The following is an 18,021-nucleotide window of genomic DNA, read 5'->3' on the forward strand; positions in this document are numbered from 1 at the left end:
TTTCCACTACATAACCCGCTATTTTTTGTAACTTTAATTACCTTTAATAGATTCAGTGTTAATTTAATTGCGGGATAATATTAAAAGGGAAGGTATATATGAAAACTTTACTAAAACGATTTTTGTTAATAGCCTTTTTCATTACACCGATTGTTTTATTAATCAATTACTCTTTTATTTCAAAAGCAAAAGACAAACCCGATTTGCAAAACAAATCTAGTAAAACCGCTTCAAAAAGCGAAAAGAAAATAGAAGACCAAGAAATCACACTCACCTTCTCTGGTGATACAATGTTTGATTGGCAATTACGTCCTATAATCGAAAAGAATGGGGCTGATTACCCATTCCAACATGTAAAAGAAGAAATAAAAAAAGCTGATATTTCTTTTGTGAATTTAGAGTCGGCATTTACAACGAAAGAAAAGAAAGCACCTGGGCAATTGTTTTGGATTAAAAGTGATCCATCTACACTACAAGCTATTAAAAACACTGGATATGACATCGTAAATATTGGGAATAACCACACACTTGATTATGGGCAAGATGGATTATTAGATACGATTTCTCACGTAGAAAAATTAAAGTTCCCTTACATTGGAGCCGGAAAAAATGCGAAAGATGCATATACAGCACGAGAAATGACCGTAAAAGGGAAAAAGTTTAAATTTCTTTCCTTCGTTCGATTTATGCCTGATTCTAATTGGGTAGCTGGTGAGAATAAACCTGGCGTTGCGAATGGCTATGATTTAAATCTTGTAACAAAAACAATTAAAGAACAAAAGAAAGATGCAGACTATTTAATCGTCTATATGCATTGGGGCGTTGAAAAATCAAATCGTCCGGTAGAATACCAAAAACAATATGTACCTAAAATGGTTGAAGCAGGAGCTAACGCAATTGTCGGAAGCCATCCACATTGGTTACAAGGGTTTGAGTATTATAATAAAGTTCCTATCGCTTACTCATTAGGTAACTTTTTATTCCCAAGTTATGTGAATGGGAAAAGCGCTGAAACTGGCGTATTAACTTTAACTTTTAAAGGAAAGGATGTCCAAATGTCATTCAATCCTTATATCATTCGCAACAACCAAGTTTCCCCTGTAAATGAGGAAGAAAAGAAAAAAGCTCTTCAATATTTACAAACAATTTCAACTGATATAGAAATTGATGATACAGGGAAAATAAAAAACAAACGAAACTAGACAGCTCAAGATCTATTTCTCTGTAATATACTTTACAGAATAGGTGATAAACATGCTGAAAGACTTATTAGAAAATGTAAGTTTGTTAGAGAATATTTATAAAATATCTATAGCTGTTCTACTTTTATGTTCAATTTTCTCTGTTAGACTTCTAAAAAAAATAAAACGTGAACGAAAACTTACTACCTTTGAATTTACTATGTATGTAATCATTCGTATTGCGATACTCTTTTGGTTAACTAGCTTTATCCTTCTTGAATATGGAAAGTATATTGTTTAATTATAAAAAGATAGATACAAGTAGCGTTTCTACTGCTTGTATCTATCTTTTTTATTTCTAGTAAAACCGTATGTTATCCCTTTCCTTCTATTAAATAAGCAAATCAAACAAAATAGGATTTTTATTAAGCTCCATAAATTGAATATTATTTTCTTTAAAGCGAGTAATTAATTGCTCATAATCTTCTTTATGTTTTAACTCTACTCCGACTAATGCTGGACCATTTTCTTTATTATGTTTCTTAATATACTCAAAGCGAGTAATGTCATCTTCTGGTCCTAATCCTTTATCAAGAAATTCTCTTAGCGCACCTGAACGCTGAGGAAATTCAATGATGAAATAATGCTTTAACCCTTCGTAAATGAGAGAACGTTCTTTCATTTCTTGCATTCTATCAATATCATTATTTCCACCACTTAGCGTACATACAACTGTTTTACCCTTTATTTCATCTCTATATAAATCAAGCGCTGCAATAGAGAGTGCACCAGCCGGTTCAGCTACAATCGCATTTTTCTTATACAGTTCTAAAATCGTCGTACAAACTTTCCCCTCTGGTACTAAAACAATGTCATCAATTACATCTCTACAAGTTTCAAAAGTTAACTTTCCTACTTTTTTAACCGCTGCCCCATCAACAAAACTATCTATTTTCTCCAATGCGACATTATCATTTTGAAGAAAAGCCTCTTTCATAGATGCAGCTCCCATCGGTTCTACACCAATAACCTTTGTAGTAGGACTAACACCTTTTACATATGTACCAACACCTGATGCTAATCCACCACCGCCGATTGCTGTAAAGATATAATCAACCGATTTCTCCATATCATGCATAATTTCAACTGCCACTGTTCCTTGACCAGCAATAACATACGGATCATCGAACGGATGAACAAACGTCATTCTATTATCCTCACAATAGCGCTGTGCTTCTTGGAAAGAGCTATCGAATGTATCACCAACTAATACAATCTCTGCGAAATCACCACCGAAAAATTGTACTTGTGATACTTTTTGTTTCGGTGTTGTTGTGGGCATAAATATTTTTGACGGAATCTTCAATAAATTGCACGTATAAGCAACTCCTTGCGCATGATTACCAGCACTTGCACAAACAACACCGTTTTGCAACTTTTCTTTCGGTAAGCTTTGAATTAAATTGTACGCACCACGAATTTTGAAAGAGCGAATTAATTGTAAGTCTTCTCGTTTTACATAAACGTCACAATCATATTTCTCAGATAAAACTGTATCACGTTGTAACGGTGTTTTAATAACGATATCTTTCATGCAATTATGAGCCATTAAGATATCTTCAATTTTCACTCTCTCCTTTACCTTTTGCACCATTATATATCATCCTTATCTCTTTTAAATTGGCTCAATCAAAATGTGGGATTTTCAGGACAGCCCCTGTATTCGCCGATGTTACCATTTGTGCATAACGTCCAAGCCAGCCAGTTTTTACTTTCGGTTCTGGTCGTTTCCATTCTTTTTTACGCTTATCTAATTCTTCATTACTCACTCTTACTTCTAGTAAGCGTTCTTCAACATCAATACATACAATATCCCCTTGTTCAAGAAGTGCAATTGTTCCACCAGCTGCCGCTTCTGGTGAAATATGTCCTACTGAAATTCCACGTGAAGCACCCGAGAAACGTCCATCCGTTAATAATGCAACCTCAGCACCTAATCCCATTCCAACAATTGCTGATGTTGGTGCTAACATTTCTGGCATACCAGGGCCACCTCTTGGTCCTTCATAACGAATGACAACTACATCTCCTTTTTTCACTTTCCCAAGCATAATGCCAGCAAGTGCCTCATCTTGTGAATTAAAAATAACGCAAGGTCCTTCAAAACGCTTTACCTCTGTTGCACCGCTTTTAATAACTGCTCCATCTTTCGCAAGGTTGCCTTTTAATATACGCAATCCTCCTTCCTCACTATGAGGGTTTTCGAGAGAGTGAATAACTTCCTTATCTTTAATCTCTGCCTCAGCAATATTTTCTCTTAATGTTTGCCCCGTAGCAGTTATTCGATCAAGATGAAGTACTCCTTCTTTTCGGCTCATCTCTTTCAAAATTGCACTAATCCCGCCCGCACGATCAATATCTTCCATATGCCAATTTGAGGCTGGACTTACTTTACATAAATGAGGTACACGTCTTGAAACTGCATCAATACGGTTCATATCATAATCTAGTCCTGCCTCTTGTGCGAGTGCTAGCGTATGTAATACTGTATTCGTTGATCCACCCATCGCCATATCAAGTGCAAAAGCATCGTCAATTGCTTCTTCCGTTACAATATCACGCGGCTTAATATCTCTTTCAATTAAAATTTTCAATTTCTCTGCTGCTTGTTTAATTAACTCTTCACGTCTTGGATCAATTGCTAAAATACTCCCGTTACCAGGAAGAGCTAAACCTAACACTTCACATAAACAATTCATAGAGTTCGCGGTAAACATACCCGAACAAGAGCCACAAGATGGACAGCCATGATCTTCAATATCTTTTAATTCTTCTTCTGAAATTTTCCCAGATTGATAAGCTCCTACTCCTTCAAAAACGGAACTCAGATCAACAACTTCTCCTTTAGATGTTTTTCCTGCTGCCATCGGGCCGCCTGAAACAAACACAGTCGGAATATTAATACGTAGTGCCGCCATCATCATACCTGGTGTAATTTTGTCACAGTTTGGGATACAAATCATGCCGTCAAACCAGTGTGCATTTACAACCGTTTCTACTGAATCTGCAATTATTTCACGACTCGGAAGAGAATAACGCATACCGATATGTCCCATCGCAATACCATCGTCAACTCCAATTGTATTGAATTCGAATGGTACCATACCTGCCGCACGAACTGCCTCTTTTACAAGTTTCCCAAACTCGTTCAAGTGTTTATGCCCTGGAATAATTTCAATAAAAGAATTACAAATCGCTATGAATGGTTTTTCAAAATCTTCATCTTTCAAACCAGTTGCTTTTAATAAACTACGGTGCGGCGCTTTATCAAAACCTTTTTTAATCATGTCACTTCTCATCTTGTCAAATCCCCTCTTACGTATTTTTCATTTATACTCTCTTACTCTATTTCTTTACTAATTCTTTCGGTGCATGAATCCAGCTCATCATTTCACGAAGCTCTGCTCCCACTTTCTCTAATTGATGATTTTGTTCTGCTTTTTTCATTGCGTTATACGTCGGACGCCCTGCTTGATTTTCTAAAATCCATTTCTTCGCAAATTCACCTTGCTGAATTTCTGTAAGAACACGCTTCATTTCCTTCTTCGTTTCATCTGTAACAATTCTCGATCCTGTTGCATAATCTCCAAACTCTGCCGTATCTGAAATAGAATGGCGCATATTCGTTAATCCACCTTCGTACATTAAGTCAACAATTAGCTTTAATTCATGCAAACATTCAAAGTATGCAATTTCAGGACGATATCCACCTTCCGTTAACGTTTCGAACCCGGCCTTCACAAGTGCAGTTACCCCGCCGCAAAGTACAGCTTGCTCACCGAATAAATCCGTTTCGGTTTCTTCTTGGAATGTCGTTTCAATTACACCCGCACGTGTACAACCTACACCTTTTGCATACGCTAATGCTACATGTAGCGCTGTTCCCGTCGCATCTTGATGCACTGCGACTAATGCCGGAACACCATTTCCTTCTTGATATACACGGCGAACGAGATGACCTGGACTTTTTGGCGCAACCATTGCTACATCTACGTAACTTGGCGGATTAATTTGGCCGAAGTGAATGTTAAATCCATGTGAGAAAAGTAACATTTGTCCTTCACGGAGATTCTCTTCTACTTCTGATTTATATACATGTGCTTGCTGTTCATCTGGCAATAACATTTGTACAACTTGTGCGGTTCGAACCGCTTCTGAAACAGACATTACTTCAAACCCATCCGCTTTCGCTACTTCATACGACTTACCAGAACGAACACCAACTACTACTTCTACACCAGAATCACGTAAATTTTGTGCTTGCGCATGACCTTGTGATCCATAACCAACTACTGCAACAGTTTTCCCTTGTAATAACTCTACATTTGCATCTTTCTCATAATACGTTTTCATATTCCATACACTCCTTATAATTTATTTACTTGTAGAACATCAATTAATTTTTTCAACTGACTAACAAGTAATGTCGCTTCATTTTCAGTACAAACTGCTGTGAGTTTCATTTCAGAAACACCACTAGTATCTCTTTCGTTTAAATGTAAAGAAGAAATATAATAACCACGCCGAGCAAAAATCCCACTTATACGTAATAAGACACTTGGCTCGTTATGAATAACGAGTGAAAAAGTATGACTCATTCTTCCCACCTCTTCATAATCATTTCGTTATTTCCTTTGTTTGGCGGAACCATCGGAAATACGTTTTCACCTTCTTCTACACAAAAATCAACTACGACAGGACCTTCATAAGCAAATGCTTCTAACATCACTTGTTTCGCCTCGGTTGAATTTGTTGCTCTTAATCCCTTGACTCCATAAGCTTCTGCTACTTTCACAAAATCTGGTGATCCAATTTTTGACTCTGATAAACGATTTTCATAAAACATTTCTTGCCATTGCCTTACCATCCCTAAAAATTTGTTATTTATGATAAATACTTTTACAGGGATATTATTTTCAGCAATTGTTTGTAGTTCTTGAATGTTCATTTGAAAAGAAGCGTCACCTGCAATACAAATAACAAGTTCTTCTTTTTTAGCTAGCTGAGCACCGATTGCTGCTGGAAAACCAAACCCCATCGTTCCTAATCCTCCAGAAGTAAGGAACGTCCGAGGTTTTCTTGCTTTATAGAAGTGAGCAGCCCACATTTGATGCTGTCCTACTTCTGTTGTGACAATTGCTTCACCATTCGTTAATTCACTTACTAAGTTGATCACATTCTGTGGTTTTAACTCAGATTCTTTTTGCTTATAAGAAAGTGGATATTCTTCTTTCCATGCCTTTACTTTCTGAAGCCATTCGTCTGTTTGTGTATAAATAGACATATGTAACAACATGTGTAACGCTTTTTTCACATCACCAACAATCGGATGCTCTACAGTTACATTTTTATGAAACTCAGAAGGATCAATATCAATATGTACTTTTTTCGAGTGCGGAGAAAAAAGTTCTAATTTCCCTGTTACACGATCATCGAAGCGAACACCTAATGCAAGTAGTAAATCACATTCTGTTACCGCCATATTAGCAGCGTATGTCCCATGCATACCAAGCATCCCTAGAAACAATGGATCTCCCGGTGGATATGCACCAAGTCCCATTAAAGTTGAAACGACTGGAATACGGTTCTCCCTTGCGAATTCGAAGAGTTCATCGGATCCACCTGAATGAATGACACCTCCTCCAATATAAAGAAGTGGACGCTTTGATTTTGAAATTGCTTTAGCCACCTCTCTAAGTTTCATGCTGTCTGGTACAAGTTCTGGTTTGTACCCCGGAATATCAACTTCTTCATTAAAGAAACTGGTGACTTTTGCATTTTGAACATCTTTTGGAATATCGATTAATACTGGTCCCGGTCGTCCGCTTTTGGCGATGTAAAAAGCTTCTTGCACAACTTGTGATACATGATTTACATCACGAACTTGGTAATTATGCTTCGTAACAGGTACTGTAATTCCGACAACATCCGCTTCTTGAAATCCATCTTTACCAATTAAAGGCGTCGCAACTTGGCCGGTAATGACAACTAAAGGAATCGAATCCATATAAGCGTCTGCTAAGCCCGTAACTAAATTTGTCGCCCCTGGGCCAGAGGTAGCAAAGACTACCCCGACCTTTCCAGAAGCTCTCGCATATCCTTCAGCCGCATGAATGGCAGCTTGTTCATGACGAGTTAAAACATGTTTCAAACCACTTTCGTATAACGCATCGTATACTGGTAAAATCGCTCCGCCTGGATAGCCGAAAACGGTCGTTACACCCAATTTCTTCAAACATTGAATCACGTGCCCAGCGCCTGTCATTTCTTCACACTGTAACTTCTCATACGCTGTATACTGCTGCTTCATTTCAATTAACTCCTCTCCTTATTTATGCTAAGCTTTCCGTCAGCCCGGGAACACGTACTCCTCTTTCTCTCGTTAATTTTTTAAATTCTTCGGTCAATTGTTTCGTTACACTTCCTGGTTTCCCATCTCCAATTTCTCTCGAATCAACTTTTACAACTGGAATTAACTCCGCTGCTGTTCCTGTTAAAAATACTTCATCCGCTACGTATACGTCATGGCGAGTGAATGGTCTTTCCTCACATGGAATACTCAATCGTTCACATAGCTCGATAACACTATTTCTCGTAATACCTTCTAATGCTCCTAAATAGGATGGCGGGGTTAATACTTTTCCATCTTTCACAACGAAAACATTATCGCCAGAACCTTCACAAACATATCCTTGTTGATTTAACATAAGAGCCTCTAACACTCCTGCTTGTGCCGCCTCAATTTTTACAAGTACGTTATTTAAATAATTCATTGACTTAATACGTGGATCTAACGCGTCTGGCGTATTACGTCTTGATGCAACAGATACAACGCTTAGCCCATTATCATAAAATTCTTGTGGGAATAACTTTAATTGTTCTGCAATGATAATTACGCTCGGCTTCACACAACTTCTCGGATCGAGCCCTAAGTCACCTTTTCCTCTTGAGACAATTAAGCGAATGTAAGCATCAGCATATTCGTTTTTTTGGAGTGTATGTAAAACTGCTTCTTCCATTTCTTCTACCGTCATTGGAATTGTTAGTAAAATAGATTTCGCTGATTCATACAATCGTTTCACATGTTCTTTTAAACAAAATACATTTCCTCCGTAACTACGAATCCCTTCAAATACACCGTCTCCGTATAAAAAACCGTGATCATATACTGAAACAACTGCCTTTTCTTTTTCTACAAATTCCCCATTCATATAAATGTACTGGTTTCCCATCTCACATCGCTCCTCTTTTTTTCTCTCTATTTTTGCAATCTATTTCTATATCGATTGCTGAGATGAGTATTTTTAACAGAATATTCAGTATATAAACCTTAAAAATATACTCGTCTCAACAATCGATTACATACATACTTGTAGCAATCCATTGCTGAGACGAGGGAATCGCGGTACCACTCAGCTTCCTTACACTTCTCACGAAATATAAGCTCTGCAAGTCCAATTAGACTTTTGTTTTTCTATCGGAAACAACTCCGCTACTTTTTACTAGTTTCAAAAGTAGTGCTCCGAGGTGATCTTCAATGATTAAATTGTTACCGCCCTCACAGCTTCTAGGCGGCTCTCTGAAACAATTTTTATCATTTACTCTCCTCTTCTACGCATTCTCTTCTTCTATTTTTAAAAATAAAAACTCTCGCCTCAGCAATCAACTACTACAATTTAGTAGCTTTGATTGCTGAGGCGAGAGTTTCGCGTTACCACTCAGCTTCCTTATACTTCTCACGAAATATAAGCTTTGTAGGTCCAATCAGACCTCCGTCCTTTTACCGGAGACGATGCCGCCGCCCTCTACTCAGTTTCCCTTTCGCAAGCGATGCTCCGAGGTGATCTTCAATGATTCGATTGTTACTACCCTCACAGCCTTGGAGTAGCTCTCTGAAACGATCATAATCATCTACTTTCCTCTTCTTTGCATATACAACATATAAAGTTAGAAAATTCTTAATTAACTTTTATTTGTTACACGTATTATAGGACGTTGTTCTTTTCCTTGTCAACATGTTTTTTCAAAAAAATCAAAATTGGAATGCATTACTTACATACACTCATATATTACTTAAGTATGTTTGCATTACTACATAAAGAAAAACTTATAAAGTTTATGAGGAGATGAGGAAACTATGTTAAAAGGGAAAGTAGCGTTAGTTACAGGAGCAAGCCGAGGAATTGGACGAGCGATCGCTAAACGTTTAGCAAATGACGGTGCATTGGTTGCTATTCATTACGGAAATCGAAAAGAAGATGCTGAAGAAACTGTTTATGAAATTCAATCAAATGGCGGATCTGCTTTTTCTATCGGTGCAAACCTTGAATCTTTACATGGTGTAGAAACCCTTTATAGTTCTTTAGATAGCGAATTACAAAAAAGAACTGGTAGTACTAAATTTGATATTTTAATAAACAACGCTGGAATTGGTCCTGGTGCTTTTATTGAAGAAACGACTGAACAATTTTTTGATAGAATGTTTTCAGTTAATGCAAAAGCACCATTCTTTATCATTCAACAAGCACTGCCACGTTTACGTGACAATAGCCGAATTATTAATATTTCATCCGCTGCGACCCGCATTTCTTTACCTGATTTTGTTGCATATAGTATGACGAAAGGCGCTATTAATACAATGACTTTCACACTAGCAAAACAGCTCGGAGCACGAGGAATAACAGTGAATGCAATACTTCCTGGATTTATTAAAACAGATATGAATGCGGAACTCTTGAGCGACCCAATGATGAAACAGTACGCTACTACCATTTCCGCTTTTAATCGCTTAGGTGAAGTAGAAGATATTGCCGATACCGCGGCATTTCTCGCTTCTCCAGACAGCCGCTGGGTTACTGGACAATTAATTGATGTTAGCGGAGGATCTTGTTTGTAATTTCTTAATCTACTTACGCAAAAAAAGCCAGCATTTTTGCTGGCCTTTTTCACTGTGTAAAACGATATCCTACTCCCCAAATTGTTTCGATATATGATTTATCGAATGGATCGAGTTCAATTTTTTGACGAATATTTTTCACATGTACAGCAACCGTTGCTGCATCACCAATTACATCCATCCCCCATACAGTTTCAAAGAGACGATCTTTACTAAATACTTGATTTGGATGTTCTGCCATACAAGTTAATAAATCAAATTCTTTTCCGGTTAACATGACCTCAGTTCCATTTACAAATACACGTCGGGCCGATTTATCAATAAACAATCCTCGAATACGAATTTCATCTTTTATTAGCTCTCGTTTTCCTGTTAAACGATCATAACGAGCTAGATGAGCATTTACACGTGCCACCATTTCACTCGGGCTAAACGGTTTTATAATATAATCATCTGCTCCAAAACCTAACCCTTTAATTTTATCGATTTCCTCTTGTTTTGCGGACACCATAAGTATTGGTATGTCCTTTTCCAATCGAACTTGTTTACAAATTTCATATCCATCTATTCCCGGTAACATTATGTCTAAAATTAACAAGTCATAATCCTCTAGAAGAACTCTTTGTAAACCTTTTTCGCCAGAGTAATCAATATCTACTGTATACCCAGCAACCTCTAAATAATCCTTTTCTAACTCTGCTATAATAGCTTCATCTTCAATAATTAAAATTCTTTTCAAGATGCTCTCCTTTTTCTAATTGATTTTTTGTAATGTAAATGCCAGCGTCGTTCCTTTACCTTTTTTGCTTTCTACCCAAATATCACCACCATGTTGTGTGATAATCTGATGTGCAATTGACAAACCAAGTCCGCTTCCACCTGTTTTAGAATTTCTAGAATGATCTGCACGATAAAACCTTTCAAATATATGAGGCAACGCCTTCTCTTCTATTCCTACCCCATTATCTTTTATGTAAATCGTTACATAATCAATAGATTCGGTCATGCGAATTCCTATATATCCTTCTTCTTTATCCATATACTTCACACTATTCCAAATGATATTTGTAATAACACGACGTAATTTTTCACGATCACCTTTTACCAAAATAGAAGTATCCTTTTGAGCATCCCATCTCACTGCAATTCCCTTATTTTGTAATTCAAGCTGTAGTTCTTCTATGCAATCAGATAAGTATTGATTAATTTCAACCTCTTCAAATTGAAACGGTTCCTCTTTTAAATCAAGTTTTGAAAAGAGAAAAAGCTCGTCAATTAATTGATCCATATCAAACACTTTATGATAAATAATCGTTAAATATTTATCTAATTGTTCTGGAGTTCGAGCGATACCCTCTTTAATTCCTTGTACATAACCTTTAATAGCCGTTATTGGCGTCCGTAAATCATGAGAAATATTTGAAAGCAACTCTTTACGATTTTTTTCATATTGCATTTGCAACTCGACCGATTCCTTCAACCTGCCACGCATCTCTTCAAACGATAAACTTAATTCACCTATTTCATCTTTCGCAAGTGGCTTTACTTGAAAATCTAAATCACCCTTTTGAATTCTTTCCGTTGCCTGCTTTAATGAATGCAATGGTTTAATAATACTCCGTGATATAAAATATGTTAATATTCCATTCGTAATAATTAACCCAAGTATTAAAGAAAATACGAAATACGGGAAAAATTCTCTAATCATTTCTTCTAAAGGATTTACATACTCAAATACAAAAATACTTACCTTATCCTTCTCTTCATCGTAGTAATCAAATTGCTTATAGTAAAAAGAATTACCCTCTATTTTCACATCCATTCCTTTTCTTTGTCCTTCCGTTTCAAATGCGGGTAGGTATTTATCAAACGAAGAGATTTTAAAATATGGGGATGAATATGTAAGCTCATCATTTTTTCGAATTAGTAATCCTGCTTGATTATCGTTTAATTCTTTATCAGTTTCCTTTAAAAAATTTATATCCTCCAATTTATCTGGAGCATACGATGAAAGAATTTTCAACCTACTAAAAATATCATCTTCATCTTCTTTTGTACGAATAGCTCCCTCCTGCTCTTTATCAATGAGAGAATGACTATTTTGATTAAGACCAATGATTGCTTTTGCAATACGAATATCACCAAATAAAGTAACACTAATTAACATAACTGCTATACCGCAAAAAACGATTGGAATAATTACCATCGCAACATACGACAACAGCAATCTAATACGGATTGACATTACAGAACTCCTATGAACATTATAATTTTAGCTTGTTACAGAATTCACCGGAAACGAAACTTGACTCATCCAAATACCAGCTAATAATACGAGTATAGCTAGAACAATTTCTAAGAGCAATAAACGGCGATTAACTGTTCCAATATCGTTACCCCATGTTTTCGTTTGTCTCCATGCTACAATTGTAATTATACATACAGTAAGAATCTTTATATTTAAAAGGTTCGTCCATATTGAATTAAAATTAAAAAACACCCAATTCCTTGTCTGTAAAAACACAATTAATTCCCCAGAAAGAAATGCTAGAATAAATGAAATACCAGCAATAATACTAAAATGTTTACGGAAACGCTTTTGATCAAATGTAATTTTGTATAATGTTGTCCACGCTATAACAAGAGCTAAATAAATAAGTGCTCCTAGCCACACTGCAATACTCATAACATGGACCATTCTAATTATAACTGCTGCCCAATTTGGATTAGTAATCCATACATGACCTGTGAAAGAAAAACTCGCAACAAGAAATCCCCAAACTAGCGCATACCATTCGTTCCCCATATGCTGCAAAGACATAAGAACTAATAATAGCAGTTGAATCATAATAATAACTGAAAATGGCGAATGAATAAGTAAACTCTCCTTCGGAATAATTGACTTATACACTATTAATTCGGCTATTAATCCTACTACAAGTATAGAGAAAAAAATCTTTTTCATATTCTTCATTCTTTGCAATATGGAAGGTAATCTATAACGTTTTACAAACATATCGAGCCACTTTACTCCTGCTCCAATTAAAATCATTCCCTCTACAATATAGCGTAGTGTTACTATCATAACATCTGAAAATACTGAGCCACTCCCACTCGCATTTCCCTCTACCACTACATTAGTTTGTACTTCTTCTCCAATTGAAAAGGGATAGCCTCCCTCACTCGGATGTCCGTCTGCAGAAATCATAGACCACCTTACTGTGTAAGTACCATTATTTAAGTTTGGTAATTTCACTTTTATTTTTGTTGGGTTATCTAATATTTCAACCTTTGATACTTGCACTCTCTTTGCACTTGGATCTAGCAGTTCAATATTGACTACATTTCCTGTAACTGGTTCACTAAATTCAAGAATAATCTGTTCCGGTTGTACTGTAAGAACCTCCCCCTCTTTAGGGGTGGCTCCTACAACACTTGTATGAGCAAATACACTACTATGAGAAAATAAAAATATACTTACACTTGTTAAAATAAATACTATCATTCTATAAAGCATGAAAACCTCCGTATTATTATTCTGGATGATTACCTGAGTGATCTCCGGTAGAAAATGGAGTAGTTACCCCCTCATAATTCATCATCGTATGCATTCCTTTTTCCGCATGAACGAGATGATGACAATGAACCATCCATAGTCCACTATTATTTGCCTCTAAACCAATTTCATATTCTTCTCCCGGAAAAACATTAACTGTATCTAAGTAAATCGGACTTCCCTCCATTGGTTTACCATTTTTAGAAATAACTTGGAATGTATGTCCATGCAAATGCATTGGATGAATTTCTTCTCCCTTATTTTTAAAGCGAATCTTAACTTTATCTCCTTTCTCTACTTTAATGGGTGGAATATTAGGTGATGTCTTTCCATTAATCGTATACACCCATTTTTCTTGTCCATTTACATCTTTCACACCTTCTGCCAAATCCATATCATAGACCTTTGTAAACTTTGAATCTATCGTAAACTTGCCAACTTCTTTTTCTCCATATTTCGTAAAGTCAAACCATGGATAACTCTTTATATCAATAGGTTTTTTCGGCAAAGAACCGTTCCCAATAGTCGCCGTTAACATACGATTCATTTTCTTAGATGGATCCACATTAATAAGTTTTACACTCGTTGTTTCCGGCATTTTAAAAACAAGGTCATAACGTTGTGCAGCTCCCATCGGAAGAATTGCTTTATCTAGCTCGTCCCCACCTTTTATATCACGACCATCTAATGCGATAATTTGAAATGGCACCCCAACTAATGTCATTAAATGCGTATTATTCCCAGCATTAATTAAGCGAAGGCGTACTGTTTCACCTGGTTTTGCATCCAATCGTAGTCCCTCACTTGTATCATTTAATGTAAATACATCATAATCATCTCCATCAGATAAATCTTTGAGTTGATCATTACTTGGCATCATTAACGGGCCTTCTAAAGTTTGCGCCTTTTCATTTCGAATATGATTGCTAGGGTAGCTATCCCAATCTTTATCTTGTTCGCCATTATGCTTACGGGTTTTTATGGCTCCTGTTTTCCATTCATGGATCGCCACTGTATAATCCTTTTCATATTTTACAGCTGGTTTATTCGGTTCAATAACAATGGTTCCAAATAGTCCCCACCTGATCAGCATTAAATGCGTATGTATATGTTTCACCTGGTTTTATAGCATTTTGCGTAACACCTGGAACACCGTCTACCGCCGCAGGAACATCTAATCCGTGCCAATGGATTGTAACTGGTTCTGGCAATTCATTTTTCAAATTTACAACAATACGTTCACCTTGTTTAACTCGAATTTGAGTACCCGGTGATGTTCCATCAAAGGTCCATGCATCTACCTTTTTCCCATTTCCCAAATCTACACTTGCTACTTTCGCCGTAATATTAAAAGTTTTTGTAACCCTTTTTTTGGCATCTGAATTAGCAATAGATGTAATTGATTCTGAAGTAGATGTTGCATCTGTTAACTTCTTTTTTTCATTTGTACCTGGGTAATTATTTATTAAAAAATATCCAAAAATAACTAACCCTAATAGTAAGCATGCCGCAATTAATATATTTCTTAAATCGCTTTGTATAAATTCCTTTTTCATATTAGTCTCTCTTTCATTTTTTGTTGTAAACTATTAATTTTCATATATGGATTCATTGCCTATCACCTCACATATTCACTTCGATTTACATCATAACACTCAGAAAAAAAGAAACTTTGAAGGAATTTTAAAGACTTTATAAAGAAATATATTTCAATTTTTCTTTACTTCTAAATTTTTTTTATTGCGCAATAAAAAAAATTGTATAATACTATATAAAACATATACATTTAGGAGGATTACAACAATGTCCGAAAAAACATACGAACTCGCAACCTTCGCAGGCGGTTGCTTTTGGTGCATGGTAAAGCCATTTGATGAACTTCCTGGTATTCATAAAGTACTTTCTGGCTATGCAGGTGGTCATGTAGAAAACCCAACATATGAACAAGTAAAAGCTGGTACATCTGGTCATTTAGAAGTTGTACAAATTACATTCGATCCTTCTATTTTTCCATATGAAAAATTACTAGATTTATATTGGCCACAAATCGATCCAACTGATGATGGCGGACAATTCTTTGACCGTGGTCCCTCTTACCGCACTGCTATTTTTTATCATAATGAAACGCAAAAAGAGCTTGCTGAAAAATCAAAACAAGCTCTTGCAGAAAGCGGTATGTTTAAAGAGCCAATCGTAACTGAAATTCGCTCGGCTGCACCTTTTTATGAGGCTGAAGAATACCATCAACATTTCTATAAAAAGAACCCAGAAAAATATGCTAATGAGCAAAAAGAATCTGGCCGTGAAGACTTTATAAAAGAAAATTGGCAAAAATAATAATAAAAATGCATCGTACCTTTTAAGTACGATGCATTTTTATCTTTGAAAAAAGTGCCATGCAATGATGAGAACAACCGCTGTCAATGTCCAAAGTGCGATTTCATTTTTCACTCTACTCTTCTTCTTAGTCATTTCATTCCCTCCTAATAGCAATACAACATATTCAAGATTCCCTCTGTTTAATTGTCCATCTTATATACGTGAATACATCCGTACAAATTCTTATAACAAGACCACCAATGATTCCGATTGCAATTAAAATTACTAACGTCTGTCCAAAACTAAAAGTAGTTGTGTATGTTATGTAGAGAACAACGCATACAAGTAAAACATCCGGTAAAGAAAGCAAAAACTTTTTAAGCATTTCTTCAGCTCTCCTATGCTTTATTTATCTCTTCTACTGTAGCTTTGAAATAAAGCTTGTTTAAAAATTCTATTTAGATACTTATTTTACGCAAAAAGAATAAGAACCCCTTTTGAAAAGAGATTCTTATTCATCAAATGCAAATTTGATTATTTTCTACATATCCTTTACCATAATTACTCCTAAAATAGAATAATATTACTAATGATTTGTTGTACATTAACTATTTGCCAGGCAATCGGATGTTGCGCCAACTACCTACATCGCATTGACCGTATGTATTATCACCTACTGCTACCACGGTGCCATCTAATTTAAGACCGACCGTATGCGCACAACCAGCTGCTACCGCTATAATATCGCGCCAATCACTTACATTACATTGACCATACTCATTCCAGCCTACTGCCACCACGGTACCGTCTGATTTAAGTCCGATTGTATGATTCGTACCAGCTGCTATTGCCATAATATCTTTCCAGCTGCCTAAATCGCATTGACCAAGCTTATTATTACCCACGGCCATCACTTTGCCATCCGGTTTCAAACCAACAGTATGAAGGTAACCTGCCGCCAACTCCACCATACCACGCCATCCACTTACATTGCATTGGCCATATCGATTATTCCCCACTGCCGTCACTGCGCCGTCCAATTTAAGACCGACTGTATGCCAATCACCCGCCGTGACCGCCACAATATTTCTCCAGCTACTTACATTACATTCTCCTTCTTTATTTCGCCCCACCGCTATTACCGTGCCATCCGGTTTAAGACCAATGGTACGACGCCATCCCGCCGCAACCGATACAATATTATGCCATTCGTTTACATCACATTGATTATGCTTATTCCACCCCACCGCTTCCACAGTATTATCACTTTTCAGAGCGATTGTATGAGCATTACCCGTGTTCGTCGCCATATGAACATTGCCCGCTGCGACTGCTTCAATATCACACCAACCGCTTACATTGCATTCTCCTTCTTTATTTCGCCCCACTGCCACAACTGTGCCATCCGATTTAAGAGCAACTGTATGACCACGACCTGCCGCTATCGTACCTTTAGGCCACCGTTTCACTTTTAACATTTCTTCTTTCGGTGAAATGTAATTCATGTTTTACCTCCTCGCATATAAGCAACTGTATCCAAATAGATATTTTTATCTAATTTCATTATAAATGACCCGACTTTTTTTATAAATTTACAGCTACAAAAGAAGCCTATTATTACTTCTTCAAAAAATAAAAACCTCCAGTTTAAATGAAGTGAACCCGAATAGTGGTACATGAAAAAACACCTCCTGAATTCGCATACTAAGTATGCAAATTCATTGGAGGTGTTTTTCGTTTGAAGACAAGAGTTCATTACCCAGAAGAAACAAAGTGGAAAGTCATTGAAATGAAGAAAGACGGTTATTCAAATCGTGCAATTATGGAGAAACTCGGAATTAAAAATGTTTCCCAAATTAAGACATGGATGAAATGGTATCGTACAGATCAAACGTATCGTTTTCAACAACCTGTAGGAAAACAATATTCTTATGGAAAAGGACCAAAAGAGCTCAGTGAATTAGAACAGCTACGTTTAGAAAATAAACATCTAAAAACAAAATTACTTG

At 36.4% G+C, this 18,021-nt stretch carries 18 protein-coding genes and 2 other annotated features; of the genes, 5 read left to right on the forward strand and 13 right to left on the reverse strand.

Features of this window, described 5'->3' with window-relative positions:
• Positions 1-98: 98 nt before the first annotated feature.
• Entirely contained in the window at positions 99-1,202 is a 1,104-nt protein-coding gene (locus C4S65_RS22445) for a CapA family protein (protein WP_086407283.1), read from the forward strand.
• A 52-nt stretch (positions 1,203-1,254) separates the two neighbouring features.
• Entirely contained in the window at positions 1,255-1,482 is a 228-nt protein-coding gene (locus tag C4S65_RS22450; RefSeq protein ID WP_086407282.1) for a hypothetical protein, read from the forward strand.
• Between the two features lie 90 nt (positions 1,483-1,572).
• Here C4S65_RS22450 and ilvA read toward each other — a convergent pair whose 3' ends face one another.
• Genes ilvA through ilvE form a run of 6 tightly spaced genes read right to left on the reverse strand, consistent with a single transcriptional unit; the run spans position 1,573 to position 8,473 of the window.
• Entirely contained in the window at positions 1,573-2,835 is a 1,263-nt protein-coding gene (gene ilvA / locus C4S65_RS22455) for a threonine ammonia-lyase IlvA (RefSeq protein WP_086407281.1), read from the reverse strand.
• Between the two features lie 31 nt (positions 2,836-2,866).
• Positions 2,867-4,540, reverse strand: a complete 1,674-nt coding sequence (ilvD, locus tag C4S65_RS22460) for a dihydroxy-acid dehydratase (RefSeq protein ID WP_086407280.1) — start codon at positions 4,538-4,540, stop codon at positions 2,867-2,869.
• Positions 4,541-4,586: 46 nt separating this feature from the next.
• Positions 4,587-5,594: a ketol-acid reductoisomerase gene (gene ilvC / locus C4S65_RS22465; RefSeq protein WP_086407279.1), complete on the reverse strand. Its 1,008-nt coding sequence runs from the start codon at positions 5,592-5,594 to the stop codon at positions 4,587-4,589.
• A gap of 14 nt (positions 5,595-5,608) precedes the next feature.
• The gene (locus C4S65_RS22470; protein WP_000019916.1) at positions 5,609-5,839 is read right to left on the reverse strand and encodes an ACT domain-containing protein; all 231 of its coding nucleotides are present in this window, start codon (positions 5,837-5,839) and stop codon (positions 5,609-5,611) included.
• Positions 5,836-7,551, reverse strand: a complete 1,716-nt coding sequence (gene ilvB / locus C4S65_RS22475) for an acetolactate synthase large subunit (protein ID WP_086407278.1) — start codon at positions 7,549-7,551, stop codon at positions 5,836-5,838. Before ilvB ends, C4S65_RS22470 begins: the two co-directional genes overlap by 4 nt.
• A gap of 22 nt (positions 7,552-7,573) precedes the next feature.
• Complete coding sequence (ilvE, locus tag C4S65_RS22480; protein ID WP_000528156.1) at positions 7,574-8,473, reverse strand: branched-chain-amino-acid transaminase; 900 nt, start codon at positions 8,471-8,473, stop codon at positions 7,574-7,576.
• A 152-nt stretch (positions 8,474-8,625) separates the two neighbouring features.
• Positions 8,626-8,864 (reverse strand) — a binding site (T-box leader).
• A 67-nt stretch (positions 8,865-8,931) separates the two neighbouring features.
• Positions 8,932-9,177, reverse strand: a binding site (T-box leader).
• Positions 9,178-9,378: 201 nt separating this feature from the next.
• Between ilvE and C4S65_RS22485 the strand changes: the two genes are divergently transcribed.
• Positions 9,379-10,137 carry an SDR family oxidoreductase gene (locus C4S65_RS22485; protein WP_097821017.1) on the forward strand — a complete coding sequence of 253 codons (759 nt, stop codon included), beginning with the start codon at positions 9,379-9,381 and terminating at the stop codon, positions 10,135-10,137.
• A 49-nt stretch (positions 10,138-10,186) separates the two neighbouring features.
• On the opposite strand, the gene C4S65_RS22490 is transcribed toward C4S65_RS22485, so the two are convergent.
• Genes C4S65_RS22490 through C4S65_RS35330 form a run of 5 tightly spaced genes read right to left on the reverse strand, consistent with a single transcriptional unit; the run spans position 10,187 to position 15,249 of the window.
• Positions 10,187-10,876 (reverse strand): response regulator transcription factor, encoded by a 690-nt coding sequence (locus C4S65_RS22490; protein ID WP_000821645.1) that lies wholly within the window; start codon positions 10,874-10,876, stop codon positions 10,187-10,189.
• A gap of 15 nt (positions 10,877-10,891) precedes the next feature.
• Positions 10,892-12,382: a HAMP domain-containing sensor histidine kinase gene (locus tag C4S65_RS22495; RefSeq protein ID WP_061666784.1), complete on the reverse strand. Its 1,491-nt coding sequence runs from the start codon at positions 12,380-12,382 to the stop codon at positions 10,892-10,894.
• A 27-nt stretch (positions 12,383-12,409) separates the two neighbouring features.
• Positions 12,410-13,654, reverse strand: coding sequence for a copper resistance protein CopC (locus C4S65_RS22500; RefSeq protein ID WP_086407275.1), 1,245 nt, complete (start codon positions 13,652-13,654; stop codon positions 12,410-12,412).
• A 16-nt stretch (positions 13,655-13,670) separates the two neighbouring features.
• Positions 13,671-14,810, reverse strand: a complete 1,140-nt coding sequence (locus C4S65_RS22505; RefSeq protein WP_258043879.1) for a multicopper oxidase domain-containing protein — start codon at positions 14,808-14,810, stop codon at positions 13,671-13,673.
• Positions 14,746-15,249 (reverse strand): multicopper oxidase domain-containing protein, encoded by a 504-nt coding sequence (locus C4S65_RS35330; protein WP_258043880.1) that lies wholly within the window; start codon positions 15,247-15,249, stop codon positions 14,746-14,748. The genes C4S65_RS22505 and C4S65_RS35330 overlap by 65 nt, the downstream gene beginning before the upstream one ends.
• Before the next feature lie 247 nt (positions 15,250-15,496).
• Here C4S65_RS35330 and msrA point away from each other — a divergent pair, with 247 nt between their 5' ends.
• A complete protein-coding gene (gene msrA, locus C4S65_RS22510) occupies positions 15,497-16,030 on the forward strand; it encodes a peptide-methionine (S)-S-oxide reductase MsrA (RefSeq protein WP_086407273.1) in 534 nt (177 codons plus the stop codon).
• Between the two features lie 166 nt (positions 16,031-16,196).
• Here msrA and C4S65_RS22520 read toward each other — a convergent pair whose 3' ends face one another.
• Both C4S65_RS22520 and C4S65_RS22525 read right to left on the reverse strand, forming a co-directional pair.
• Positions 16,197-16,397 (reverse strand): hypothetical protein, encoded by a 201-nt coding sequence (locus C4S65_RS22520; RefSeq protein ID WP_061666787.1) that lies wholly within the window; start codon positions 16,395-16,397, stop codon positions 16,197-16,199.
• 223 nt (positions 16,398-16,620) lie between these two features.
• Positions 16,621-17,517 carry a chromosome condensation regulator gene (locus tag C4S65_RS22525; RefSeq protein ID WP_086407272.1) on the reverse strand — a complete coding sequence of 299 codons (897 nt, stop codon included), beginning with the start codon at positions 17,515-17,517 and terminating at the stop codon, positions 16,621-16,623.
• A 233-nt stretch (positions 17,518-17,750) separates the two neighbouring features.
• Between C4S65_RS22525 and C4S65_RS22530 the strand changes: the two genes are divergently transcribed.
• Positions 17,751-18,021, forward strand: a 271-nt coding sequence (locus C4S65_RS22530) for a helix-turn-helix domain-containing protein (protein ID WP_142391572.1), incomplete at its 3' end; no start/stop codon positions are given.

The sequence above is a fragment of the Bacillus sp. ok061 genome (assembly GCF_900108285.1).
GTDB classification, from domain to species: domain Bacteria; phylum Bacillota; class Bacilli; order Bacillales; family Bacillaceae_G; genus Bacillus_A; species Bacillus_A thuringiensis_S.

Bases quoted from the DNA above. Each gene is read 5' to 3' on its own strand.
- C4S65_RS22445 (WP_086407283.1), top strand. From the start codon at position 99: ATGAAAACTTTACTAAAACGATTTTTGTTAATAGCCTTTTTCATTACA.
- C4S65_RS22450 (WP_086407282.1), top strand. From the start codon at position 1,255: ATGCTGAAAGACTTATTAGAAAATGTAAGTTTGTTAGAGAATATTTAT.
- ilvA (WP_086407281.1), bottom strand. From the start codon at position 2,835: ATGGTGCAAAAGGTAAAGGAGAGAGTGAAAATTGAAGATATCTTAATG.
- ilvD (WP_086407280.1), bottom strand. From the start codon at position 4,540: ATGAGAAGTGACATGATTAAAAAAGGTTTTGATAAAGCGCCGCACCGT.
- ilvC (WP_086407279.1), bottom strand. From the start codon at position 5,594: ATGAAAACGTATTATGAGAAAGATGCAAATGTAGAGTTATTACAAGGG.
- C4S65_RS22470 (WP_000019916.1), bottom strand. From the start codon at position 5,839: ATGAGTCATACTTTTTCACTCGTTATTCATAACGAGCCAAGTGTCTTA.
- ilvB (WP_086407278.1), bottom strand. From the start codon at position 7,551: ATGAAGCAGCAGTATACAGCGTATGAGAAGTTACAGTGTGAAGAAATG.
- ilvE (WP_000528156.1), bottom strand. From the start codon at position 8,473: ATGGGAAACCAGTACATTTATATGAATGGGGAATTTGTAGAAAAAGAA.
- C4S65_RS22485 (WP_097821017.1), top strand. From the start codon at position 9,379: ATGTTAAAAGGGAAAGTAGCGTTAGTTACAGGAGCAAGCCGAGGAATT.
- C4S65_RS22495 (WP_061666784.1), bottom strand. From the start codon at position 12,382: ATGTCAATCCGTATTAGATTGCTGTTGTCGTATGTTGCGATGGTAATT.
- C4S65_RS22500 (WP_086407275.1), bottom strand. From the start codon at position 13,654: ATGCTTTATAGAATGATAGTATTTATTTTAACAAGTGTAAGTATATTT.
- C4S65_RS35330 (WP_258043880.1), bottom strand. From the start codon at position 15,249: ATGAAAAAGGAATTTATACAAAGCGATTTAAGAAATATATTAATTGCG.
- msrA (WP_086407273.1), top strand. From the start codon at position 15,497: ATGTCCGAAAAAACATACGAACTCGCAACCTTCGCAGGCGGTTGCTTT.
- C4S65_RS22520 (WP_061666787.1), bottom strand. From the start codon at position 16,397: ATGCTTAAAAAGTTTTTGCTTTCTTTACCGGATGTTTTACTTGTATGC.
- C4S65_RS22525 (WP_086407272.1), bottom strand. From the start codon at position 17,517: ATGAATTACATTTCACCGAAAGAAGAAATGTTAAAAGTGAAACGGTGG.